The organism is Nitrosomonas sp. ANs5 (assembly GCF_050584665.1).
Classification (GTDB): Bacteria; Pseudomonadota; Gammaproteobacteria; order Burkholderiales; family Nitrosomonadaceae; genus Nitrosomonas.
On the sequence record NZ_JBEUDO010000007.1, the window covers coordinates 44,379 to 63,152 of the forward strand.

The following is an 18,774-nucleotide window of genomic DNA, read 5'->3' on the forward strand; positions in this document are numbered from 1 at the left end:
TCTATTTAACGAAAAGGATCGTAAAATCCGGCCAATCAGGCTCGTCCGCAGTAGATCAGTCGCTATTCTCGGACAGCCTCCTAGCCAGTGGATGGATGTAATTTACATTCGACTTCAGTTGCTGTCAGCGGTTCACTGTAATAGTATCCTTGGTAATAATCACACCCTTGTTCACGAAGGAAGCTGAGCTGCACGTCGGTTTCGACACCTTCTGCGATCACCTCCATATTCAGGCTATGGGCCATGGCAATGATGGCCGTGACAATTGCCATATCGTTGGTATCGGTGGCAATGTCATGCACAAACGACTGATCAATCTTCAATGTATTGATTGGAAAACGCTTGAGATAGGACAAACTGGAATAACCGGTACCAAAATCATCGATTGATATTGCCATGCCCATTTCGGTCAACCCGCTGAGTGTGCCAATAGCTTTGTCGACATCCTGGACAAGCATACTTTCGGTAATTTCCAGCTTCAGGCAACTTGCATCGACACCCGTTTCGTTCAGAATGTGCGCGATATCTGCTACCAACGATTGATGGCGAAACTGTCTGACAGAGAGATTGATTGCCAGGTAAGGGACATCATAGCCCTGCTCATGCCACGTCTTGAGTTGCTGACAGGCAGACCTTATCACCCATTCCCCTATTGGCACGATCAAACCGTTCTCTTCCGCCAATGGAATGAAAGTGGCTGGCATGATCAATCCTCGTCGGGGATGCTGCCAGCGCAGCAATACCTCTATTCCCGTCAGTCTGCCGCTGGCGATTTCAATAATAGGCTGGAAATGCAACCGCAGCGCATTGCAGGCCAATGCATGACGCAGATCGGTTCCAAGCGCATGTTTCTCAGCCATCTGTCGATTCATTTCGGGAGCAAAGAATTGGTAATTGTTGCGGCCTGTTCCTTTCGCGTGATACATCGCGATGTCACAGTTTCTCAACAATGTGGCCATATCTTGACCATCGTCCGGAAAGGATGCAATCCCGATACTCGCACCAATATGCAACTCCTTGCCATTGATCTGATAGGGTAATGCCAGTACATTCAAGATTTTCTCTGCAATGATGCCGGCATCCCGGGCGTGGGCAATCCTGGGCAGCAATACGATAAACTCGTCTCCACCCTGGCGCGCTACAGTATCTTCCTCGCGCATGCAGGACTGCAGTCTGGTTGCGACTTCTTTGAGCAAAAGATCACCGATATCATGCCCCAGCGAATCATTGATAACCTTGAAATGATCCAGGTCAATGAATAATACGGCAGCCGGAGTCCGGCTGCGGCGATCAAATGCGAGGGCCTGGGAGATGCGATCCAGAAGCAATAAGCGATTGGGCAAGCCAGTCAATACATCATGAGTTGCCAAATAGTTAATATGCGCTTCGGCCTGCTTGCTTTCAGTGATGTCATGCACGACGCCGTTAAAGGACACGACTGCGCCTTGTGAATTTTTTTCCCAACTATAGCGATTGAGCACCCATCGCTGAGTTTGGTCTTTGCGCAGGATACGATATTCGACTTGCCCATTCGTCGTCGTTCTCTGTGCTTCCATAATCGCTTCGATCACTCTTTGCCGGTCCTCAGGATGTATTGTCCGTTCCCAGAGTATTGGCTCGCCGAGCCAATCTTGAGCAGTATAGCCAAATAGAGTTTCTATGACGGAGTTGACATATGTTACGAAGAGCGTTTGCGGATCAGCACGATAAATCACTTCGCTGAGGCTTTCGGTCAGATCCCGGAATTTTTCCTCATGTTCCAATAGCGCCTGTTCAGTTCTTTTGTATTTGCTGACATCACGCACAGTCGCCTGCAAGACTCTTTTCCCATGTAAATTAAAGGCCGATAACAGCACTTCTGCTGGAAAATCTTCGCCATTTTTGCGGCGGTGTATCCAATCGAACCGTTCATACCCTTGTTCAAAAGCTGCCATGATTTTTTTATTGGCAGCAGTGAGCGAATCCTGCCCATCCGGCTGAACAGGCGGGGACAGTTGAGCTGGATGCAATACCAGAAAATCCTGCTTGCTGGCCAGTCCAAATATCTCCAGCGCGCGCATGTTACAGTCGAAGAACGTTTGTTCTGTCAGTAGCATAATGGCATCATTCGAGCCCTCGAAAATGGAACGGAATTTGTCCTCATTTTCTCTGTGCATGCGCTCGGTTTGCTTGTGTTCAAGCCATTTTCCAAGATCCTCCGCAAGAGTGTTGATTAGATTCTGCTCCTGTGGGAGTGAAAAAGCCCTGTCTTCCGGATAGCAGACTTGTAGCTGCCCTGCGATCTTGTCGTTTACCAGGATATTTGTGCATAAACGATGTGCACAAGCTGTGTCAAAATACTCAGAAGTGAATCGTTGATCATCAAGTTCGATCATGGCGGCGGCATAGTCCGGATACCGCATTGCTGCGATCAGGCTGCCAAATATCAGCTGACACAGCGCATCCATTGATAGCTCATCGCGTGCCAGGTTACGGCGAATTTCATGCAGACAGGCGCTTTCCTTCAACTGTTCACGCAGTCTCATCTCGGTTTGCTTGCGAGCAGTGATATCGACGCGAAACGACAGAAAGTGGCTAATCTGACCACTATTGTCCTTGATTGGCACAACAGTGGCATCTACCCAATATAGCTTGCCATGCTTGTGGCGGTTGCAGATTTCCCGGTGCCAAGTATCGCCGCGTAGTATCGTTGTCCACATTTCCTCGAAGAACTCATCAGGGTATGAGCCGGATTTGAGGATACGATGCCTGCGACCGATCAGTTCCTCCTTGCTATAGCCACTGATTTGACAAAGCTGATCGTTGACAAAGACGATGTACCCATTCAGATCAGTGATGGAGATCATAGTTAGGTTACTGATTGCTTTGAAGCAGGTAGTCGGCACAATGTCAGCTTCCATATGCCAGCTTTTTCCCATGCGCGACGGTTGTCAGCTTGATGGCTTGCCTGGGTGGGAATGAAATGGTATGAATCAATTTTACCAACAACATCGTCAGTAATATGCTGGCGAGCCTATCCAGCCATTCACTTATCGATCTCATTTGCCATCGATTAAGGTCGGGCGTGCCATTGTAGGCCATGGATGGCAGCAAGGAGAACCGAAAAAGGGTGCCATCAAATCTCCCGTTTAGTGGAAAGAAAAAATAGCATCGGCCAGTCTGACAATAACTTTAGCCTTAGCAGTCACTGCTTTGGCAATGTTTTGTCATGTAGTGATGGTCCGGTCTTGTTCCAGATCCATCAGAAACTCATCCAATATATTTCGATGTGCGTGAGGCATGACCACGATATGCGCATAGTCGCGCTGCTTCTGATTGATCACCAATCGCATGGTAGCCAATGAGTATTTTTCGACAATAAACGAGACTGGTTTTCTAAAATACAGGGTGTTGGAAAAAGCGTTTGCCCGGGTTGATTCCAGATGAGGAAAGTAACTCAGCAATTGCGCTTGTAAGTATTCCGTGTTTTCCAGCATCATCCGTGCGTCTTCAGTCAGTCTGGCCGAAGCAGCCGGTGTGGTGTAGTAAGAGAATTCCGCAGGCTTGACTGCATCCCTTGAACAGGTAATCGTACCTGGAACATGATGGATATATTCGGGATTATGAATGCGGCTGAATTGTTCGTTAAACTCGTTGAAATGGCTGATTGTGGTAACAAACAGGCCCGCTGGTGAAGTAAAACCAAAGAATTTATGGCATGAAACAGCGATCGAATCATAGCGTGCAGCCCTGCGATGATCACCGATTTGGTATGAAATCTCTTGGCTATGCGACGTATAAGGGAGATAACCGCCAAATAATGCAGCATCTAGATGCAGGAAACTGGCGTAGCCCTCGAGTGCTTCCTGAAGTTGATCGATACGATCGATTGCACCTTTAAATGTGGTACCGATGGTCGCGACCACCAAGGCAGGATGGTTGCGGTTTTCGGTCAATTTTCGTCGCAGGTCGTTGGCATCCATACCGCCATCAGGCAATGTTTCGACAAAAATGCTTTCCAGCCCTAATAAGTCCCCGAGGATATGTACCGAATAATGGGCCTCGTGAGTGACATAGGATTTGGGTTGCAGCCCCGTGCGACTTTTCAAAATGGTTCGCCCCATATACATGCCATGCATATTGCTGTCCGTACCGCTATGCGATAAAAATCCCCAGATATCATGTGGTGGGAAGGCGAACCGTTCGCCAAAATACTGGATGATTTCCCGTTCAAAATCATGGGTATTATAGTGAATCGTACTTTTTTCAAAAGGATTGCCGACATTGTTATGTGCAATCGCGCCGATCCCGGCATCATTCAATTGCTCTCTCCAGGCAAAAAATCCAGCTGGTGGTGAACTCATATTGATGGGATAACCGAGCAGATAATTCTTCAGCTTCACATTCCTGATCCGATCCGCAAGGGATGGCAATACAAGCGAAGAGACAGCTTCCTGGCTCAGCGATCGGCCGGTATCGGGAAGCAGTGCCCTGCAACCAGAAGCGAGGGCCAGCAAACCGGTGCCGGAGGAGGCTAGAAAGCGGCGACGAGTCAACATTTGCAAACGCCTATAAATAAATTGAGCAACCAGTCAAATTGTATTCATATTTGACCCTTTTTACCCTTGCGGTGCATTGCTCCGTGCCTACCGCTGTCTTGACCACTTACTGCACGTTGCGCGCAACGCTGGAATGCTGGCAAGTGGCGCTGCTGCGAGGCCTCCTGGAGATTGCGCAGCACCGCGAGAATGTCCTGATGCTGCGTCGTCATGAGCAGCCTGTCGTACATTTTGCTGTTGGCTATCTCGGCATCCATGGCCGCTTCACAGGCTTCTTGTAAAGTGGCATAGCGAGCGACTTTACCTGGCCAAGGGTTTTCAGGCACTGGCAATTCGTAACGGGCAAATAAGCTGCCAAGCGCTTCGATGTGACGTTCCTCAGCTGCACGGATATGGCTGAATGGCGATATTTCACCAAAGTCGGCAATCACCTGGTCATAGGTTGTCCAGGAGTGGTATTCGTCGTCGAGCGCCTCGTGCAATCCCTGAATTTCGATTTCGGTCAGTTTGTTCATCCTCGACTCCTCAAGTGGATAGGCTGCAGTGTGTGTGATGTTTAAGGCACAACTTTGATCTACAGCTGTTTCATTACAAGGGGCTATAAATAATAGCAGCTAGCCGAAGGCTTGTTGTTCAGTCTGATAAACGAAAGCAAGCGATAGTGCCGATTTTTGCGCGCAGTACTATCAGTTGATACCAAGGCAGCCGTAGAGGTTGACTACCGGTGCCGGACCGGGATCAATCGCAGGAAGCGCCAGAATATAGAGCGCACTTCACAACTGCATCAAGCCAGAAAAAAGCCAAAATGGCAGCGGCTGAAAGGCCATGGAGCAACAAGACTTTTAATGCGCTCATAGGCTATTATTTGGTGAAATTTTTTGGAGATTCTGGCAGAAACGGCCCGGCTTGGTTGCAAACCGGGCCATGGAGAGTTAATTGTCTAAATTTCCTGGATCGATCGACCAAGAGTTTTTCTCAATCATCCCCTTAAAACGGTTGGGGTCTTGGGGTGTTGTTAGTGGAAGGTGGCAGAATTGGCAAGTCAAATTTTGGTTGCTCACCGGTCAGCGTTTTCAGGAAAGCGACGATTTTCGCAATTTCATCCTTTTTGAATTCCCGGTTCAGCTGGATTTGGCCCATGATATCCACTGCTTCTTCGAGGGTCGCGGCTTCTCCATCATGAAAATAGGGATAGGTCAGCTCAACATTGCGCAAGGTCGGCACTTTGAATACGAAACGGTCTTCTTCCTTGCCGGTCACATCCATCCGCCCTACTGCTGGATTTTTGGTTTCATAAGGTTTGAAAACTCCCATTTTCTGGAAGGAATTGGCTCCGACTGCAGGCCCACTATGGCACTGGGTGCAACCACTGCTTTTGAATAATTTATAGCCTTCCAATTCCTCTGCGCTTAACGCATTCTTGTCGCCTTCCAGCCATTGATCGAATCTGGAGTTTGGCGTGACCAAAGTTTCTTCAAATTCTGCAATGGCGGTCGCGATCCGATCGATGTTAACGGTATCGGAACCAAAAGCCTTTTTGAAATGTTCGCGGTATTGGGGTATGGAGGCCACAACTTTTTCTGCCATTTCATGGGTGGAAGCCATTTCTCCTGGATTGGCGATCGGTCCGCCGGCTTGTTCTTTGAGATCCTTGGCTCGGCCATCCCAGAATTGCGCCAGATTCATGCCGGAGTTCAAAACTGTGGGCGCGTTGATTGGGCCCTCCTGCCATTTATGACCGATGGAAGTCTTGATGTTGTCTGTTCCGCCCATGCTTAAATTGTGGCAGGAGTTGCAAGAAATAAGTCCTGACTTGGATAGTCTCGGATCGAAATAAAGCATTTTCCCCAGTTCCGCCACATCAGGATTTTCAGGGGTGACCGCTTTGATCGGTTGTATGGGCTCATTGGCTGCCGATGCGTAAATCGGTGCAAGTATTGTGCTTAACGATAGTAGCGAAATAGCGAATGTACGCTTTATCATTAAAATCTCCTTAAGATGTCGGCTGTCATGGCGCAGCCGGTTACGCCTGAAAACTATATAGCCTGGTCAATCGACCAGGCATGTATGGGCACGCTCAGGCAACGACAGCCCGCCGTTGCGTTGCATGCATTTTGATTACGGTAAACTTGAATTTGATCGCATCCGGTCAATGAACCGATGTTTGACCAGGCGGTTATCTATCTTTCCGCCCAACGGGCGGAACTGGCCCCAGCAACTGGGTATGTAACAACTATTTTCGAGTTTTAGCAGTGCCGGTTTGATGTATCTGGGTTGGCCTGGCATCTTCCCTGTAACCTGCAGCACAGCCCAGACCCGCTTCATGATCAAGCAAACGTGAGAGCTCGGTCAAAGCTTGCCGGTAGACTTGTCGTTTGAATTCCACGACGGACCCCAATTCCACCCAATACTGATTCCAGCGCCAAGCGTCAAACTCGGGATGGGGGCAGTTCCTGAGTGATACATCGCAGTCACGGCCAAGCAGACGCAGTAAAAACCAAATTTGTTTTTGCCCCTTGTAATTTTTGCGCCATTCCCGACGTGTCCAGCATGCCGGAACATCGTAACGCAGCCACTCCCGCGTGCGTCCAATAATTTCGACATGCCCAGGCTGCAAACCAGTCTCTTCAGCCAGTTCTCGGTACATTGCCTGTGTAGGCGTCTCGCCTGATTTTATTCCCCCCTGCGGAAATTGCCATGAGTCCTGCTTGATGCGCTTTCCCCAAAACACCTGATTTTTTGAATTCAGGAGAATAATGCCAACATTGGCCCGGTATCCATTACGGTCGATCATTTGACTCACCCGTCAATTTTAATCACCCGATATTTTAAAACAGATAATTTTTTCATATTTTATGCGTGATTGGTAGCCACTATTTAATAACATATTTGGCCATATTTTGTCACAACTTCTTAAAAAACCTCTTCAGATTCGATGGCTGATTACCCCGTTCATTGCCAGGGCAAAGCCCTAGGAGGCTATTCGAGAATAGCGATCGTAGCGAGGGCGAGGCTGGTTGAGTTGGATTTTTCGATCATTTGAGGCGAATAGTCGTTCTATTCAACGAAAAGGATCGTAAAATCCGGCCAATCAGGCTCATCCGCAGTAGATCAGTCTATTCTCGGACAGCCTCCTAGAATATTGTATATTGCAATCGATGTTGAAAATGCATCTTAATCATTTGCGTTCGGAATGAAGTTTACTTGACAGGTGAGCAAGCGCTATTAGCCCCTATCTCTCCATCAAACGTCAAGCCGAACCCTGCCCTCCCCTATATTCTTTATATGCGCAGGCTGATGCAAATTCAAGGTAGAATCACCTTCCACTTTCTATGATAATGGAATCGTAACATGCGTGTTTCACAATTCTTTCTTTCAACGCTCAAAGAAGCGCCTGCCGAAGCTGAGCTCATCAGCCATAAACTGATGCTGCGTGCCGGGCTCATCAAACGCCTGGGTAGCGGACTGTACACTTGGATGCCGCTTGGACTCAGAATCCTTCGTAAAATCGAACATATCATCCGTGAAGAAATGAACAGTAGTGGCGCACTCGAACTCATGATGCCTGCCATACAACCTGCCGAGCTGTGGCAAGAAACCGGGCGCTGGGAAGTGTTTGGTCCGCAGATGCTGAAAATTCAGGATCGGCACCAACATGACTACTGCTTTGGACCGACGCACGAAGAAGTGATTGTCGATATTGCGCGCCGTGAGATTAAAAGCTATCGGCAATTACCACTCAATTTTTATCAAATCCAGACCAAGTTCCGCGATGAGATTCGGCCGCGTTTCGGTGTCATGCGCGCCCGGGAATTTATGATGAAAGACGCTTATTCCTTTCATGTCGATTTAGCCAGCCTGGAGCAGACTTATCAACACATGCATGACACCTATAGCCGGATTTTTAGCCGCATTGGCCTGAATTTCCGGGCTGTTGCGGCCGATACGGGCGCCATGGGCGGCAGCAGTTCACATGAATTTCATGTGCTGGCCGAGTCGGGTGAAGACGCAATTGCTTTCTGTCCCACCTCGGATTATGCTGCCAATATTGAACTTGCCACGGCCATGCCACGCGACGACACTCGCCAGGAGCCGTCCGGTGCCATGCAAAAGATTGCAACCCCTGATCAAAGATCCTGTCCGGAAGTCGCGGAATTTTTGGCTGTGCCGCTTGAGCAAACCCTTAAAACACTGGCTGTCACCGCTAACGACCAGTTTTATTTATTACTGTTGCGCGGCGATCACCAGCTGAACGAAACCAAAGTCCGGAAAATTCCATTCCTGGCCGATTTTGAAATGGCTAGCGCAGAGCGGATCATTGCAGAAATAGCTTGTCCGCCTGGCTATCTTGGGCCGGTAAATGCAAACACCAAAATCGTTGCGGACAATGCTGTGCTGGAAATGAGCAATTTCATTTGTGGCGCTAATGAAGAAGGCTATCACCTGACACAGGTTAATTTTGGGCGCGATCTGCCAATCCCTGATCTGGTTTTCGACATACGCAATGTTGTGGCTGGAGATCTTTCTCCCGATGGGAAGGGGATCCTGGAAATTTGCCGAGGAATCGAGGTCGGGCATATCTTCCAATTACGCACCAAGTATGCCGAAAAAATGCAGGCGACTTATCTGGATGAATCCGGTCAGACTAAAGTCATGGAAATGGGATGTTATGGGATTGGCGTTTCACGGATTGTCGCGGCGGCCATCGAGCAAAATCATGATGCGCAAGGCATCATTTTTCCTTTGTCGATTGCACCTTTTCAGCTTTCCATTATTCCGATCAATTATCATAAAAGCGACTTGATCCAGTCAGAAACAGACAAACTTTATCAGGCTTGCCTCGCAACGGGTATTGATGTCTTGCTGGATGATCGTCAGGAAAGGCCAGGTGTCATGTTCGCAGATCAAGAATTGATCGGCATCCCACATCGCCTCGTGATCGGCGAGAGAGGCCTGAAAGAAGGCCTCGTGGAATACCGTGGGCGCAGGGACGAAGCGCCACGCATGCTGCCATTACAAGAATCGATTGCTTTTATCACACAGCAGTTAGCTGGCCATTAAACCCGATTTAATTTCTTTCGATAAAGACATGGTGCTGGCTGGTGCGCAGTATGGGAAAGCGCTTTCAGCCAGCAGCCAAGCCGGGCATCCATGCGTGACTATGCCTTAATACGTGTCAATAAATGTTTCTATTTCTGTGCGCGTCATTACACCGATTTGACGGGCGGCAGGCTTGCCCTCCGGATCAAAGAAATAGCTGCTTGGCAGCATTGATAGTTCATCAAGCTGTGCAGCAATTTCTCTGCTTCCCATCACAACCGGATAGGGAATAGCCAATTCTTCCATGAACGCCTGTACAACACGGGTATCTTCATAATCCATCGCAATACCAATAACCATGATGTCTTTTCTTTCCCGGAATAAAGCGGCCAAATCTGGAATTTCTTTTAAGCAAGGTGGACACCATGTCGCCCAGAAATTAATCAATACCCATTTGCCTTTGTAGTCTGACAAATTATGCGTTTTGCCAACACTGTCTTGAAAGCTGAAGCCATATGCCTTGGCTTCAGCGAGTGGGGCGAGCAGCGCCATGGTCAGTAAAAATATCGATAGCAGCTGTTTCATGATCAGACTTGAGGATGTGCGCGTTCCAGTTTGGTATGCAATTTGTTGCAGGCACTCAGGTAGGCCTTGGCTGACGCAGCCACGATATCGGTATCCGCTCCGTGGCCATTGACAATTCGCCCTGCTTTCTGCAGCCTGACAGTCACTTCACCTTGTGCATCGGTGCCGCTGGTTATGTTATTCACCGAGAAAAGCTGCAGCTCCGCCTTGCTATCGAGTATTTTTTCGATTGCACGGAAAGTGGCGTCCACCGGTCCACTACCCTCTGATTCTGCTTGAAGCTCGGTACTGCCTTCCGCGATAATTACGCGCGCATAAGGGATCTCACCTGTTTCGCTGTGCGCTACCAGAGACAGCAATCGATAGTGCTCCTCGGGCACCTGCACCTCGTCCGAGACCAGCGCATGCAAATCTTCGTCAAAGATTTCATGCTTCTTGTCTGCCAGGTCTTTGAAACGCATGAACATTGCGTTGAGCCTTTCTTCTGAATCCAGCTCGATGCCGAGTTCCTTCAGGCGGCTACGAAATGCGTTCCGTCCCGAGTGCTTGCCTAGCAACAGCTTGTTCGCTCCCCAGCCGACATCTTCAGCACGCATGATTTCGTATGTTTCACGGTGTTTGAGTACGCCATCCTGATGAATCCCGGATTCGTGAGCAAAAGCGTTGGCACCGACAATCGCTTTGTTCGGTTGTACCGGAAAACCGGTGATGCCCGATACCAGCTTGCTGGCCGGCACAATATGCGTTGTATCGATACGCGTGTCACAGGGGAAGTAGTCTTGACGGGTACGCACCGCCATGACGATCTCCTCGAGCGCAGCATTACCAGCCCGTTCACCCAAGCCATTGATTGTACACTCAACCTGGCGCGCGCCATTCAAGACTGCAGCCAGAGAATTGGCGACAGCCATGCCGAGATCATTATGGCAATGTACCGAAAAAATGGCTTTATCGGAATTGGGAATGCGTTCACGCAAGGTACGGATTAACTGACCGAATTGCTCAGGCATCGTATAGCCGACCGTATCCGGTATATTCAACGTTCTGGCACCGGCTTCGATGACAGCTTCCAATACCCGGCACAAAAAATCAATCTCGGACCTTCCCGCATCTTCTGGAGAAAATTCAATGTTATCTGTGTACTGGCGCGCCCATTTGACAGCCTTGACTGCCTGCTCGATCACTTGATCGGGAGACATGCGCAACTTGTTCTTCATGTGAATGGGCGATGTGGCGATGAAAGTATGAATGCGCGCATCTTCCGTTCCCTGCAATGCTTCACCAGCACGGTTGATATCATTCTCGATCGCACGGGCCAGCCCGCATACAGTACTGTCCTGGATGGCATCGGCAACAGCTTTGACTGCCTCGAAATCACCATTTGAAGCCGCTGGAAAACCTGCCTCAATCACATCCACCCCCATGCGCTCCAATTGCCGGGCGATCCGTACCTTTTCTTCCTTGGTCATTGATGCGCCAGGGCTTTGCTCACCGTCACGCAAAGTTGTATCAAAAATAATCAAACGTTCTTTCATCTTGTGCTCCACTGCTATTAGCTTAAATTGGACAAACGGCTACACTGCTAGCCGGCAATATTTCAAATAAACTGGGGGGATTTATGTGATTAGCGCCCGAGGCGCAGCAGTCGCTTTGCCAAATGCGGCATAAGCATCGAGCCAAGTGAAGGGGAGAACGATGATATTTTAAGAAGACTTGCCATACCGTTGAATATAAAACGTTTGCCGGTATTTCGCAACTACAGAATTCAAATATCTTTCGGAGGTTCGCTGCGTTTCCTGCTTCTCACCATCCGCCAAACTTTCATGCCATAGCCAGACAAAGCATAAAGCAGAAATAGTCCGAACAATACGACCGGCGGATGGCTCGGGATCAATACAAAAAAGAACAAAAGTAGCAGCAGTACAACAAAAAATGAAACCTTCCGATGGAGATTGAATTCTTTACCGCTGTAGTAAGGAATATTGGTCACCATCGTCAGTCCGGCAAATAAAGTCATGATCAATGCCAGCCAACGAATATCAGCCCCGTCAATTTGGAATTCCAGTGCGACCCAGATCATTCCCGCAATCAGTGCCGCGGCAGCCGGGCTGGGCAAGCCCTGAAAGAATCTTTTATCTGCCACAGCGATGGTTGCATTGAAACGGGCCAATCGCAACGCGGCACAGGCGCAGTAAATAAATGCAGCAATCCAGCCCAATTTCCCCAAATCCCTGAGCGCCCACTCGTACATCACGAGCGCAGGCGCCACCCCAAAGGAAACCATATCGGACAGGCTATCGTACTCCGCTCCGAACTCGCTTTGGGTATGGGTCAGGCGTGCGACGCGGCCATCCAGTCCATCAAGCACCATCGCCACGAAAATAGCAATCGCAGAATGCTCGTAGTGGCCGTTCATTGCTTGCACGATGGCATAAAAACCAGCAAACAGCGCAGCAGTCGTGAAGAGATTGGGGAGCAAATAGATGCCGCGCCGTCTCAGACGAGTCTTTGCAATCAGCTGCTGTGCGGTATCAGATTCTTGCATAAATGAAAATAAACGTTAACAAGTGACACTCCCAAACCAAAGCGAAAAAAGTTAACAATGAAGAGCCGTTAGGATGAACGGCTCTTCTATCATTAATTTTGCAATTCTGCCAGAATCGTTTCCGTTGCAAGAACCTTGTCACCGATCCCAACCTTGGCTTTGGCACCCAGAGGCAGATAAACGTCGACCCGCGAACCAAAACGAATGAATCCAAAGCGCTGCCCACGGGAGAGATGATCACCTGTACTGACATGACATACGATTCGCTTGGCAACCAGGCCCGCGATTTGCACGCAAGTGACATCCTCCCCTCGATCGGTTTTGATCCATAGTGCATTGCGTTCATTTTCCAGAGAAGCCTTGGGCAAGCTGGCATTCAAAAAGCTTCCCGGGAAATACCATATGTCGCACACCTTCCCGTCGACCGGACTGCGATTGGAATGTACGTTGAATACATTCATGAACACGCTTATTTTCAATGCCTCGCGATCGAGATAGGGGTCTCGAGTTTTTTCAACGGCAACGATTCGTCCATCCGCAGGTGCCAATACCGCATTGGGAAGTGTTGGAATAACGCGTGCAGGATCTCGAAAAAATTGCAGTATGAAAAAGGCAATCAGCCAAATAGGCAGCGACCATGCCCAACCTGCAAAAATCTGTACAAGCAGCGCGATCCCAAATGCACCAGCAATGAAAGGCCAGCCTTCCCGTGCAATAATCGGATGAGGATAAGTATTCGACATTATTTAGTTCTTATCCTGATCAACGAGTTTGTTTTTCTTGATCCAAGGCATCATGTCGCGCAGTTTGGTGCCAACAGTTTCAATCGGATGCTCGGATGCAAGGCGACGGCTTGATTTGAGCATGGGTGCGCCGGCCCGGTTTTCCAGAATAAACTCGCGCGCGTATTCACCAGTCTGAATTTCGCGCAGGATTTTACGCATTTCGTTGCGAGTGGCTTCAGTAATGATGCGAGGGCCTCTGGAAATATCGCCATATTCCGCATTGTTGGATACAGAGTAACGCATGTTGGCGATGCCACCTTCATAAATCAGATCCACGATCAGTTTGACTTCGTGTAAACATTCAAAATAGGCCATTTCAGGCGCATAACCAGCTTCGACCAAGGTTTCAAAACCTGTCTGAATCAAAGCTGTCAGACCACCGCAAAGTACGACTTGTTCCCCAAACAGATCGGTTTCGGTCTCTTCCTTGAATGTGGTTTCGATAACGCCACCACGAGTACCACCATTAGCGGCAGCGTAAGACAGCGCAAGATCCCTTGCTCGCCCGGATTTATCTTGATGCACAGCGATCAGTGATGGCACCCCGCCGCCTTGAAGATAAGTGGAACGTACCAGATGCCCCGGGCCTTTGGGTGCGATCATGATGATATCCAGATCCTCGCGCGGCGTGATCTGACCATAATGGATATTGAAGCCATGCGCAAACGCAAGTGTGGCGTTTTTTTTCAGGACTGGCTCGATTTCGGATTCATAAACGGCAGCCATTTGCTCATCCGGGAGTAGCAGCATTACGACATCAGCATCCTTGACTGCAGGACCGACTTCTTTGACGTTCAGACCGGCCTTCTTTGCCTTATCCCACGAAGCACCATTTTTTCTCAAGCCTACAGTGACCTTGGCACCTGAATCGCTCAAATTATTGGCGTGGGCGTGGCCCTGTGAGCCATAGCCAATGATGGCCACTTTCTTTTTCTTGATAAGAGACAAGTCTGCATCTTTATCGTAATAAACTTTCATTATTTTCCTTCTCGAGAATGATGAGCAATTACACCCGTAGATGGCGCTCAATTGATGAAATTAAAATCCGTTCACCGGATTCAGTATAGGGTACCTCTAAAAATTCAGCATTTTAAACAAGACGAGGCGAGAACAAAAAAATGTTGACGCAGCATATGATAGATATGTAAGGGACATTTTTTGTGAACAACGACGTATTGTGACGAAATATGGATTTTTAGAGGTGCCCTATATAAATTTAGACTTTCAAGATACGTTCCCCGCGGCCGAGGCCCGAAGCGCCGGTCCGGACTGTCTCCAGAACCAGGCTACGTTCTATTGCTTGTTGAAAAGCATCCAGCTTGGAACTGGGGCCTGTCAGCTCTATGGTGTAGGTTTTATCCGTAACATCGATGATGGAACCACGAAAGATGTCGGTCAACCGTTTCATTTCCTCACGATCTGCACCTACAGCTCTGACTTTTACCAGCATAAGCTCTCTTTCGATATGATCTCCATTGCTCAAATCAACCAGTTTGACAACCTCGATTAGTTTATTGAGCTGCTTGGTGATTTGTTCGATAACCTCATCAGAGCCTGTCGTGACAACCGTCATGCGGGACAATGTAGGATCTTCAGTAGGCGCAACCGTTAATGATTCAATATTGTAACCGCGCGCGGAGAACAGACCTGCCACTCGGGACAACGCGCCCGCTTCATTTTCCATGAGTAAAGAAATAATATGTCGCATGCTTTTACACCAGAATCATTTCGGATAAGCCTTTGCCGCCTGGCACCATCGGGAATACGTTTTCAGTCTGATCTGTGATGAAATCGATAAAGACGAGCTGTTGCTCGAGCCTGAAGGCTTCTCGCAAAGCACCCTCGATGTCTTCTGGTTTGTCGATTCGCATACCAACATGCCCGTAACTTTCAGCCAGTTTGACAAAATCAGGTAAAGCGTCCATATAAGATTCAGCGTAGCGATTGCCATGAAAGAATTCCTGCCACTGCCGCACCATCCCCATATAACGATTGTTGAGGTTGATGATCTTGATAGGGAGGTGATATTGTTTACAGGTCGACAACTCCTGTATGCACATCTGAATGCTTGCTTCACCGGTAATACAAGCCACTTTGGCGCCCGGATTTGCCATTTGTACGCCCATGGCCGAAGGCAGGCCAAATCCCATTGTGCCCAGTCCCCCTGAGTTGATCCAGCGACGCGGCTTATTGAATTTATAGAACTGCGCAGCCCACATCTGATGTTGGCCAACATCGGAGGTGATGAAAGCATCGCCCTGGGTGGCTTCGTAGAGCTTCTCGACGACCATTTGAGGTTTGATCAGGCTGCTGGCGCGATCATACTTCAAACAATCGCGAGCACGCCACGTTTCAATCTGTCTCCACCATTCCTGCAAAGCGTGCGCATCGGTTTTCTCCTTGCTGGCCTTGAGCAGTTTGATCAGTTCCTTCAATACCTCCGATACGCTGCCGACAATTGGCACGTCGACCTTGACACGTTTAGAGATCGAAGAGGGATCGATATCGATATGTATGATTTTGCGTTCTTCGCTGTAAAAATGCTTCGGATTGCCGATAACTCGGTCGTCAAATCGGGCACCGACTGCAATCAAAACATCGCAATACTGCATCGCCATATTGGCTTCATAAGTTCCGTGCATGCCAAGCATGCCGACAAACTGACGATCTGTAGCGGGATATCCGCCAAGCCCCATGAGGGTATTGGTGCATGGGAAATCAAGCATTTGTGCCAGTTCGATCAGTTCAGCCGAAGCATCGTTCAAAATGACGCCACCTCCCGAATAGATCATGGGCCGCTTCGCGTCTAGAATCATTTGCACGGCTTTCTTAATCTGCTGGATATCCCCATGGATCACCGGCGTGTAGGAGCGCATGGCAATACTGTTGGGATAGTGAAACGTTGTTTTCTGCTGGGTAACATCCTTGGGAATATCCACCAGCACGGGGCCTGGGCGGCCCGTGGAGGCGATATAGAACGCCTTTTTAATGGTCGAAGCAAGCTCCGTGATATCTTTCACCAGAAAATTGTGTTTCACACAAGGGCGCGTGATACCGACTGTATCGACTTCCTGAAAGGCATCCTGACCGATGGCCGCTGTGGGCACCTGTCCACTGATGATTACCATTGGAATGGAATCCATATAAGCAGTCGCGATGCCTGTAACGGCATTGGTCACGCCAGGTCCAGATGTCACCAGCGCAACCCCAATTTTATTACTGGAGCGCGCATAGCCATCCGCCGCGTGCAACGCGGCCTGCTCGTGACGAACCAGGATATGCTTGACCTTGTCCTGCTTAAATAACTCGTCGTAAAGGAATAATACGGCACCACCAGGGTAACCAAAAATATGGCTGACACCTTCTTCTTGTAGGCAGCGTATTGTGATTTCAGCGCCTGTTAGTTCAATACTCATGCTTGGGAATCCCCGGATTCAAAATAATTTTTCTTCATTCTCACAAAAAAACTGTCAACATCCTCAATCGCTCACCATCAAGGCATACGCTGTCGGTTAACATTCAATAATCCATATCTGCTTAAAATACAAGCTAAAAAAAGCAATGACGCGACATACCCAGCTATGCGCGTACTGCTTTTTGTTGGCTGTAAAACCTGGCGAGGAAAATTGGATTTTGAATGCTACCAGTAACATGTTACTAGGAAATCGTACTTTCTTGCCGGGAATATCTATTTTATGCCGATTGCGATTGAATATTCAGCTTTTCAAAAACCAACCCGGAAGCTACGTACGGGTTATCCGTTTGTTCCCCCAACTGTCAAACCATCTACACGCAGTGTAGGCTGGCCAACGCCGACCGGCACACTTTGCCCTTCCTTGCCACAAGTGCCAACACCTGGATCAAGTAACAGATCGTTGCCGATCATGGAGACCCGAGTCAGGACATCGGGGCCGTTGCCAATCAACGTCGCGCCTTTGACTGGATAAGCGATTTTACCATTTTCGATCATATAGGCTTCCGCTGCGGAAAAGACAAATTTGCCACTCGTAATGTCGACTTGTCCGCCCCCGAAGTTGGCCGCATACAAGCCATGTTTCACAGAAGCGATAATCTCTTCCGGGTCTTTATCCCCGTTCAGCATATAAGTATTGGTCATACGCGGCATGGGAATATGGGCGTAAGATTCACGTCGACCATTTCCGGTAACGGGTTGATTCATCAAGCGTGCATTCAGATTATCCTGCAAGTAGCCTTTCAGAATGCCATCCTCGATCAATACGGTACATTGCGTCGGATTGCCTTCATCATCGATATTCAGCGAGCCACGGCGATCACGAATGGCACCATCATCGACCACAGTGACGCCTTTGGCAGCAACCTGTTGGCCAATACGGCCTGAAAAAGCGGAGCTCCCCTTGCGGTTAAAATCAGCCTCAAGGCCGTGGCCTATCGCTTCATGCAACAGTATGCCAGGCCATCCATTGCCCAGCACGACCGTCATGCTGCCGGCTGGCGCGGGCTTGGCTGCGAGATTGGTGAGCGCTTGCTGGACTGCTTTATGCGCGTAATCTTGCAAGATTGTATCGGTGAAGTAGGCGTAATCAAAACGCCCCCCTCCGCCAGCCATGCCTTGTTCCCGCCTTCCGCCTTCTTCAACCAGGACTTGCAGTGAAACCCGCACCAGCGGCCGCACATCGGCCACCAGCAACCCATCACTGCGTGCGACCATAATCACCTCATATTCACCGGCCAGTGAGGCCATGACTTGAATGACGCGAGGATCAATGGCACGTGCGAGCCCTTCGAGCTTTTCCAACAATTCGATTTTCTCAACATCCCGGCAACTTGCAATCGGATCCTGGGGCAGGTAATGCAATGCAAGCGGGGCACCATGCCCTCGCTGAATGATCTGCGCATGCGAGCCGCCATTTCCCTGTTGAGCAATGGCTCGCGTAGCTTGGGCCGCAGAAATCAACGCTTGGCTGCTGATGTCATCTGAATAGGCAAATGCGGTTTTTTCACCACTTACCGCCCGCACGCCGACACCCTGGTCGATACTGAAACTGCCCGATTTGACAATACCCTCCTCCAGCACCCAACCTTCAGAGCGGCTGTATTGAAAATAAATGTCGGCATAGTCGACACTATGAGTGAAAATCTGTCCAAATGCAGCTTGTATCTTGGTTGTATCGAGCGCATAGGGTGTTAATAAATACTGGCTGGCTATCGAGAAAGAATCACTCATTCTGAAATCAATTTTTCTATATGTAATTTTTGGTTGGGTGTATGCAGAGACATGATAAAGCAGTTGGCGTGAAAT

General features: G+C 49.0%; 15 protein-coding genes. 1 reads left to right on the forward strand and 14 read right to left on the reverse strand.

Annotation, left to right across the window (positions count from 1 at the left end):
* Nucleotides 1-80: 80 nt before the first annotated feature.
* The 6 genes from ABTW62_RS03140 to ABTW62_RS03165 form a co-directional block, all read right to left on the reverse strand.
* Nucleotides 81-2,846 carry an EAL domain-containing protein gene (locus tag ABTW62_RS03140; protein ID WP_430903125.1) on the reverse strand — a complete coding sequence of 922 codons (2,766 nt, stop codon included), beginning with the start codon at nt 2,844-2,846 and terminating at the stop codon, nt 81-83.
* 43 nt (nt 2,847-2,889) lie between these two features.
* Nucleotides 2,890-3,042 carry a hypothetical protein gene (locus tag ABTW62_RS03145; protein ID WP_430903126.1) on the reverse strand — a complete coding sequence of 51 codons (153 nt, stop codon included), beginning with the start codon at nt 3,040-3,042 and terminating at the stop codon, nt 2,890-2,892.
* A 164-nt stretch (nt 3,043-3,206) separates the two neighbouring features.
* Nucleotides 3,207-4,538 carry a pyridoxal-dependent decarboxylase gene (locus tag ABTW62_RS03150; RefSeq protein ID WP_430903127.1) on the reverse strand — a complete coding sequence of 444 codons (1,332 nt, stop codon included), beginning with the start codon at nt 4,536-4,538 and terminating at the stop codon, nt 3,207-3,209.
* A gap of 44 nt (nt 4,539-4,582) precedes the next feature.
* Entirely contained in the window at nt 4,583-5,053 is a 471-nt protein-coding gene (locus tag ABTW62_RS03155; RefSeq protein WP_430903128.1) for a ferritin-like domain-containing protein, read from the reverse strand.
* Between the two features lie 472 nt (nt 5,054-5,525).
* Nucleotides 5,526-6,521: a cytochrome-c peroxidase gene (locus ABTW62_RS03160; protein ID WP_430903129.1), complete on the reverse strand. Its 996-nt coding sequence runs from the start codon at nt 6,519-6,521 to the stop codon at nt 5,526-5,528.
* Between the two features lie 250 nt (nt 6,522-6,771).
* Nucleotides 6,772-7,332, reverse strand: coding sequence for an RNA pyrophosphohydrolase (locus ABTW62_RS03165; protein WP_430903130.1), 561 nt, complete (start codon nt 7,330-7,332; stop codon nt 6,772-6,774).
* Between the two features lie 557 nt (nt 7,333-7,889).
* Between ABTW62_RS03165 and ABTW62_RS03170 the strand changes: the two genes are divergently transcribed.
* Complete coding sequence (locus ABTW62_RS03170) at nt 7,890-9,599, forward strand: proline--tRNA ligase (protein ID WP_430903131.1); 1,710 nt, start codon at nt 7,890-7,892, stop codon at nt 9,597-9,599.
* A 105-nt stretch (nt 9,600-9,704) separates the two neighbouring features.
* On the opposite strand, the gene ABTW62_RS03175 is transcribed toward ABTW62_RS03170, so the two are convergent.
* The 8 genes from ABTW62_RS03175 to tldD form a co-directional block, all read right to left on the reverse strand.
* The gene (locus ABTW62_RS03175; protein WP_430903133.1) at nt 9,705-10,163 is read right to left on the reverse strand and encodes a TlpA family protein disulfide reductase; all 459 of its coding nucleotides are present in this window, start codon (nt 10,161-10,163) and stop codon (nt 9,705-9,707) included.
* Between the two features lie 2 nt (nt 10,164-10,165).
* Nucleotides 10,166-11,698, reverse strand: a complete 1,533-nt coding sequence (locus tag ABTW62_RS03180) for a 2-isopropylmalate synthase (RefSeq protein WP_430903134.1) — start codon at nt 11,696-11,698, stop codon at nt 10,166-10,168.
* Nucleotides 11,699-11,928: 230 nt separating this feature from the next.
* Nucleotides 11,929-12,708 carry a CDP-diacylglycerol--serine O-phosphatidyltransferase gene (gene pssA, locus ABTW62_RS03185; RefSeq protein ID WP_430903135.1) on the reverse strand — a complete coding sequence of 260 codons (780 nt, stop codon included), beginning with the start codon at nt 12,706-12,708 and terminating at the stop codon, nt 11,929-11,931.
* A 92-nt stretch (nt 12,709-12,800) separates the two neighbouring features.
* Nucleotides 12,801-13,451 carry a phosphatidylserine decarboxylase gene (locus ABTW62_RS03190; protein WP_430903136.1) on the reverse strand — a complete coding sequence of 217 codons (651 nt, stop codon included), beginning with the start codon at nt 13,449-13,451 and terminating at the stop codon, nt 12,801-12,803.
* A gap of 3 nt (nt 13,452-13,454) precedes the next feature.
* Entirely contained in the window at nt 13,455-14,471 is a 1,017-nt protein-coding gene (ilvC, locus tag ABTW62_RS03195; RefSeq protein ID WP_430903137.1) for a ketol-acid reductoisomerase, read from the reverse strand.
* A 238-nt stretch (nt 14,472-14,709) separates the two neighbouring features.
* Nucleotides 14,710-15,201 carry an acetolactate synthase small subunit gene (ilvN, locus tag ABTW62_RS03200; RefSeq protein ID WP_430903138.1) on the reverse strand — a complete coding sequence of 164 codons (492 nt, stop codon included), beginning with the start codon at nt 15,199-15,201 and terminating at the stop codon, nt 14,710-14,712.
* A 4-nt stretch (nt 15,202-15,205) separates the two neighbouring features.
* The gene (locus ABTW62_RS03205) at nt 15,206-16,909 is read right to left on the reverse strand and encodes an acetolactate synthase 3 catalytic subunit (RefSeq protein WP_430903139.1); all 1,704 of its coding nucleotides are present in this window, start codon (nt 16,907-16,909) and stop codon (nt 15,206-15,208) included.
* Between the two features lie 338 nt (nt 16,910-17,247).
* Nucleotides 17,248-18,699: a metalloprotease TldD gene (gene tldD / locus ABTW62_RS03210; protein ID WP_430903140.1), complete on the reverse strand. Its 1,452-nt coding sequence runs from the start codon at nt 18,697-18,699 to the stop codon at nt 17,248-17,250.
* Between the last annotated feature and the right edge of the window lie 75 nt (nt 18,700-18,774).

Bases quoted from the DNA above. Each gene is read 5' to 3' on its own strand.
- ABTW62_RS03140 (WP_430903125.1), bottom strand. From the start codon at position 2,846: ATGATCTCCATCACTGATCTGAATGGGTACATCGTCTTTGTCAACGAT.
- ABTW62_RS03145 (WP_430903126.1), bottom strand. From the start codon at position 3,042: ATGAGATCGATAAGTGAATGGCTGGATAGGCTCGCCAGCATATTACTG.
- ABTW62_RS03150 (WP_430903127.1), bottom strand. From the start codon at position 4,538: ATGTTGACTCGTCGCCGCTTTCTAGCCTCCTCCGGCACCGGTTTGCTG.
- ABTW62_RS03155 (WP_430903128.1), bottom strand. From the start codon at position 5,053: ATGAACAAACTGACCGAAATCGAAATTCAGGGATTGCACGAGGCGCTC.
- ABTW62_RS03160 (WP_430903129.1), bottom strand. From the start codon at position 6,521: ATGATAAAGCGTACATTCGCTATTTCGCTACTATCGTTAAGCACAATA.
- ABTW62_RS03165 (WP_430903130.1), bottom strand. From the start codon at position 7,332: ATGATCGACCGTAATGGATACCGGGCCAATGTTGGCATTATTCTCCTG.
- ABTW62_RS03170 (WP_430903131.1), top strand. From the start codon at position 7,890: ATGCGTGTTTCACAATTCTTTCTTTCAACGCTCAAAGAAGCGCCTGCC.
- ABTW62_RS03175 (WP_430903133.1), bottom strand. From the start codon at position 10,163: ATGAAACAGCTGCTATCGATATTTTTACTGACCATGGCGCTGCTCGCC.
- ABTW62_RS03180 (WP_430903134.1), bottom strand. From the start codon at position 11,698: ATGAAAGAACGTTTGATTATTTTTGATACAACTTTGCGTGACGGTGAG.
- pssA (WP_430903135.1), bottom strand. From the start codon at position 12,708: ATGCAAGAATCTGATACCGCACAGCAGCTGATTGCAAAGACTCGTCTG.
- ABTW62_RS03190 (WP_430903136.1), bottom strand. From the start codon at position 13,451: ATGTCGAATACTTATCCTCATCCGATTATTGCACGGGAAGGCTGGCCT.
- ilvC (WP_430903137.1), bottom strand. From the start codon at position 14,471: ATGAAAGTTTATTACGATAAAGATGCAGACTTGTCTCTTATCAAGAAA.
- ilvN (WP_430903138.1), bottom strand. From the start codon at position 15,201: ATGCGACATATTATTTCTTTACTCATGGAAAATGAAGCGGGCGCGTTG.
- ABTW62_RS03205 (WP_430903139.1), bottom strand. From the start codon at position 16,909: ATGAGTATTGAACTAACAGGCGCTGAAATCACAATACGCTGCCTACAA.
- tldD (WP_430903140.1), bottom strand. From the start codon at position 18,699: ATGAGTGATTCTTTCTCGATAGCCAGCCAGTATTTATTAACACCCTAT.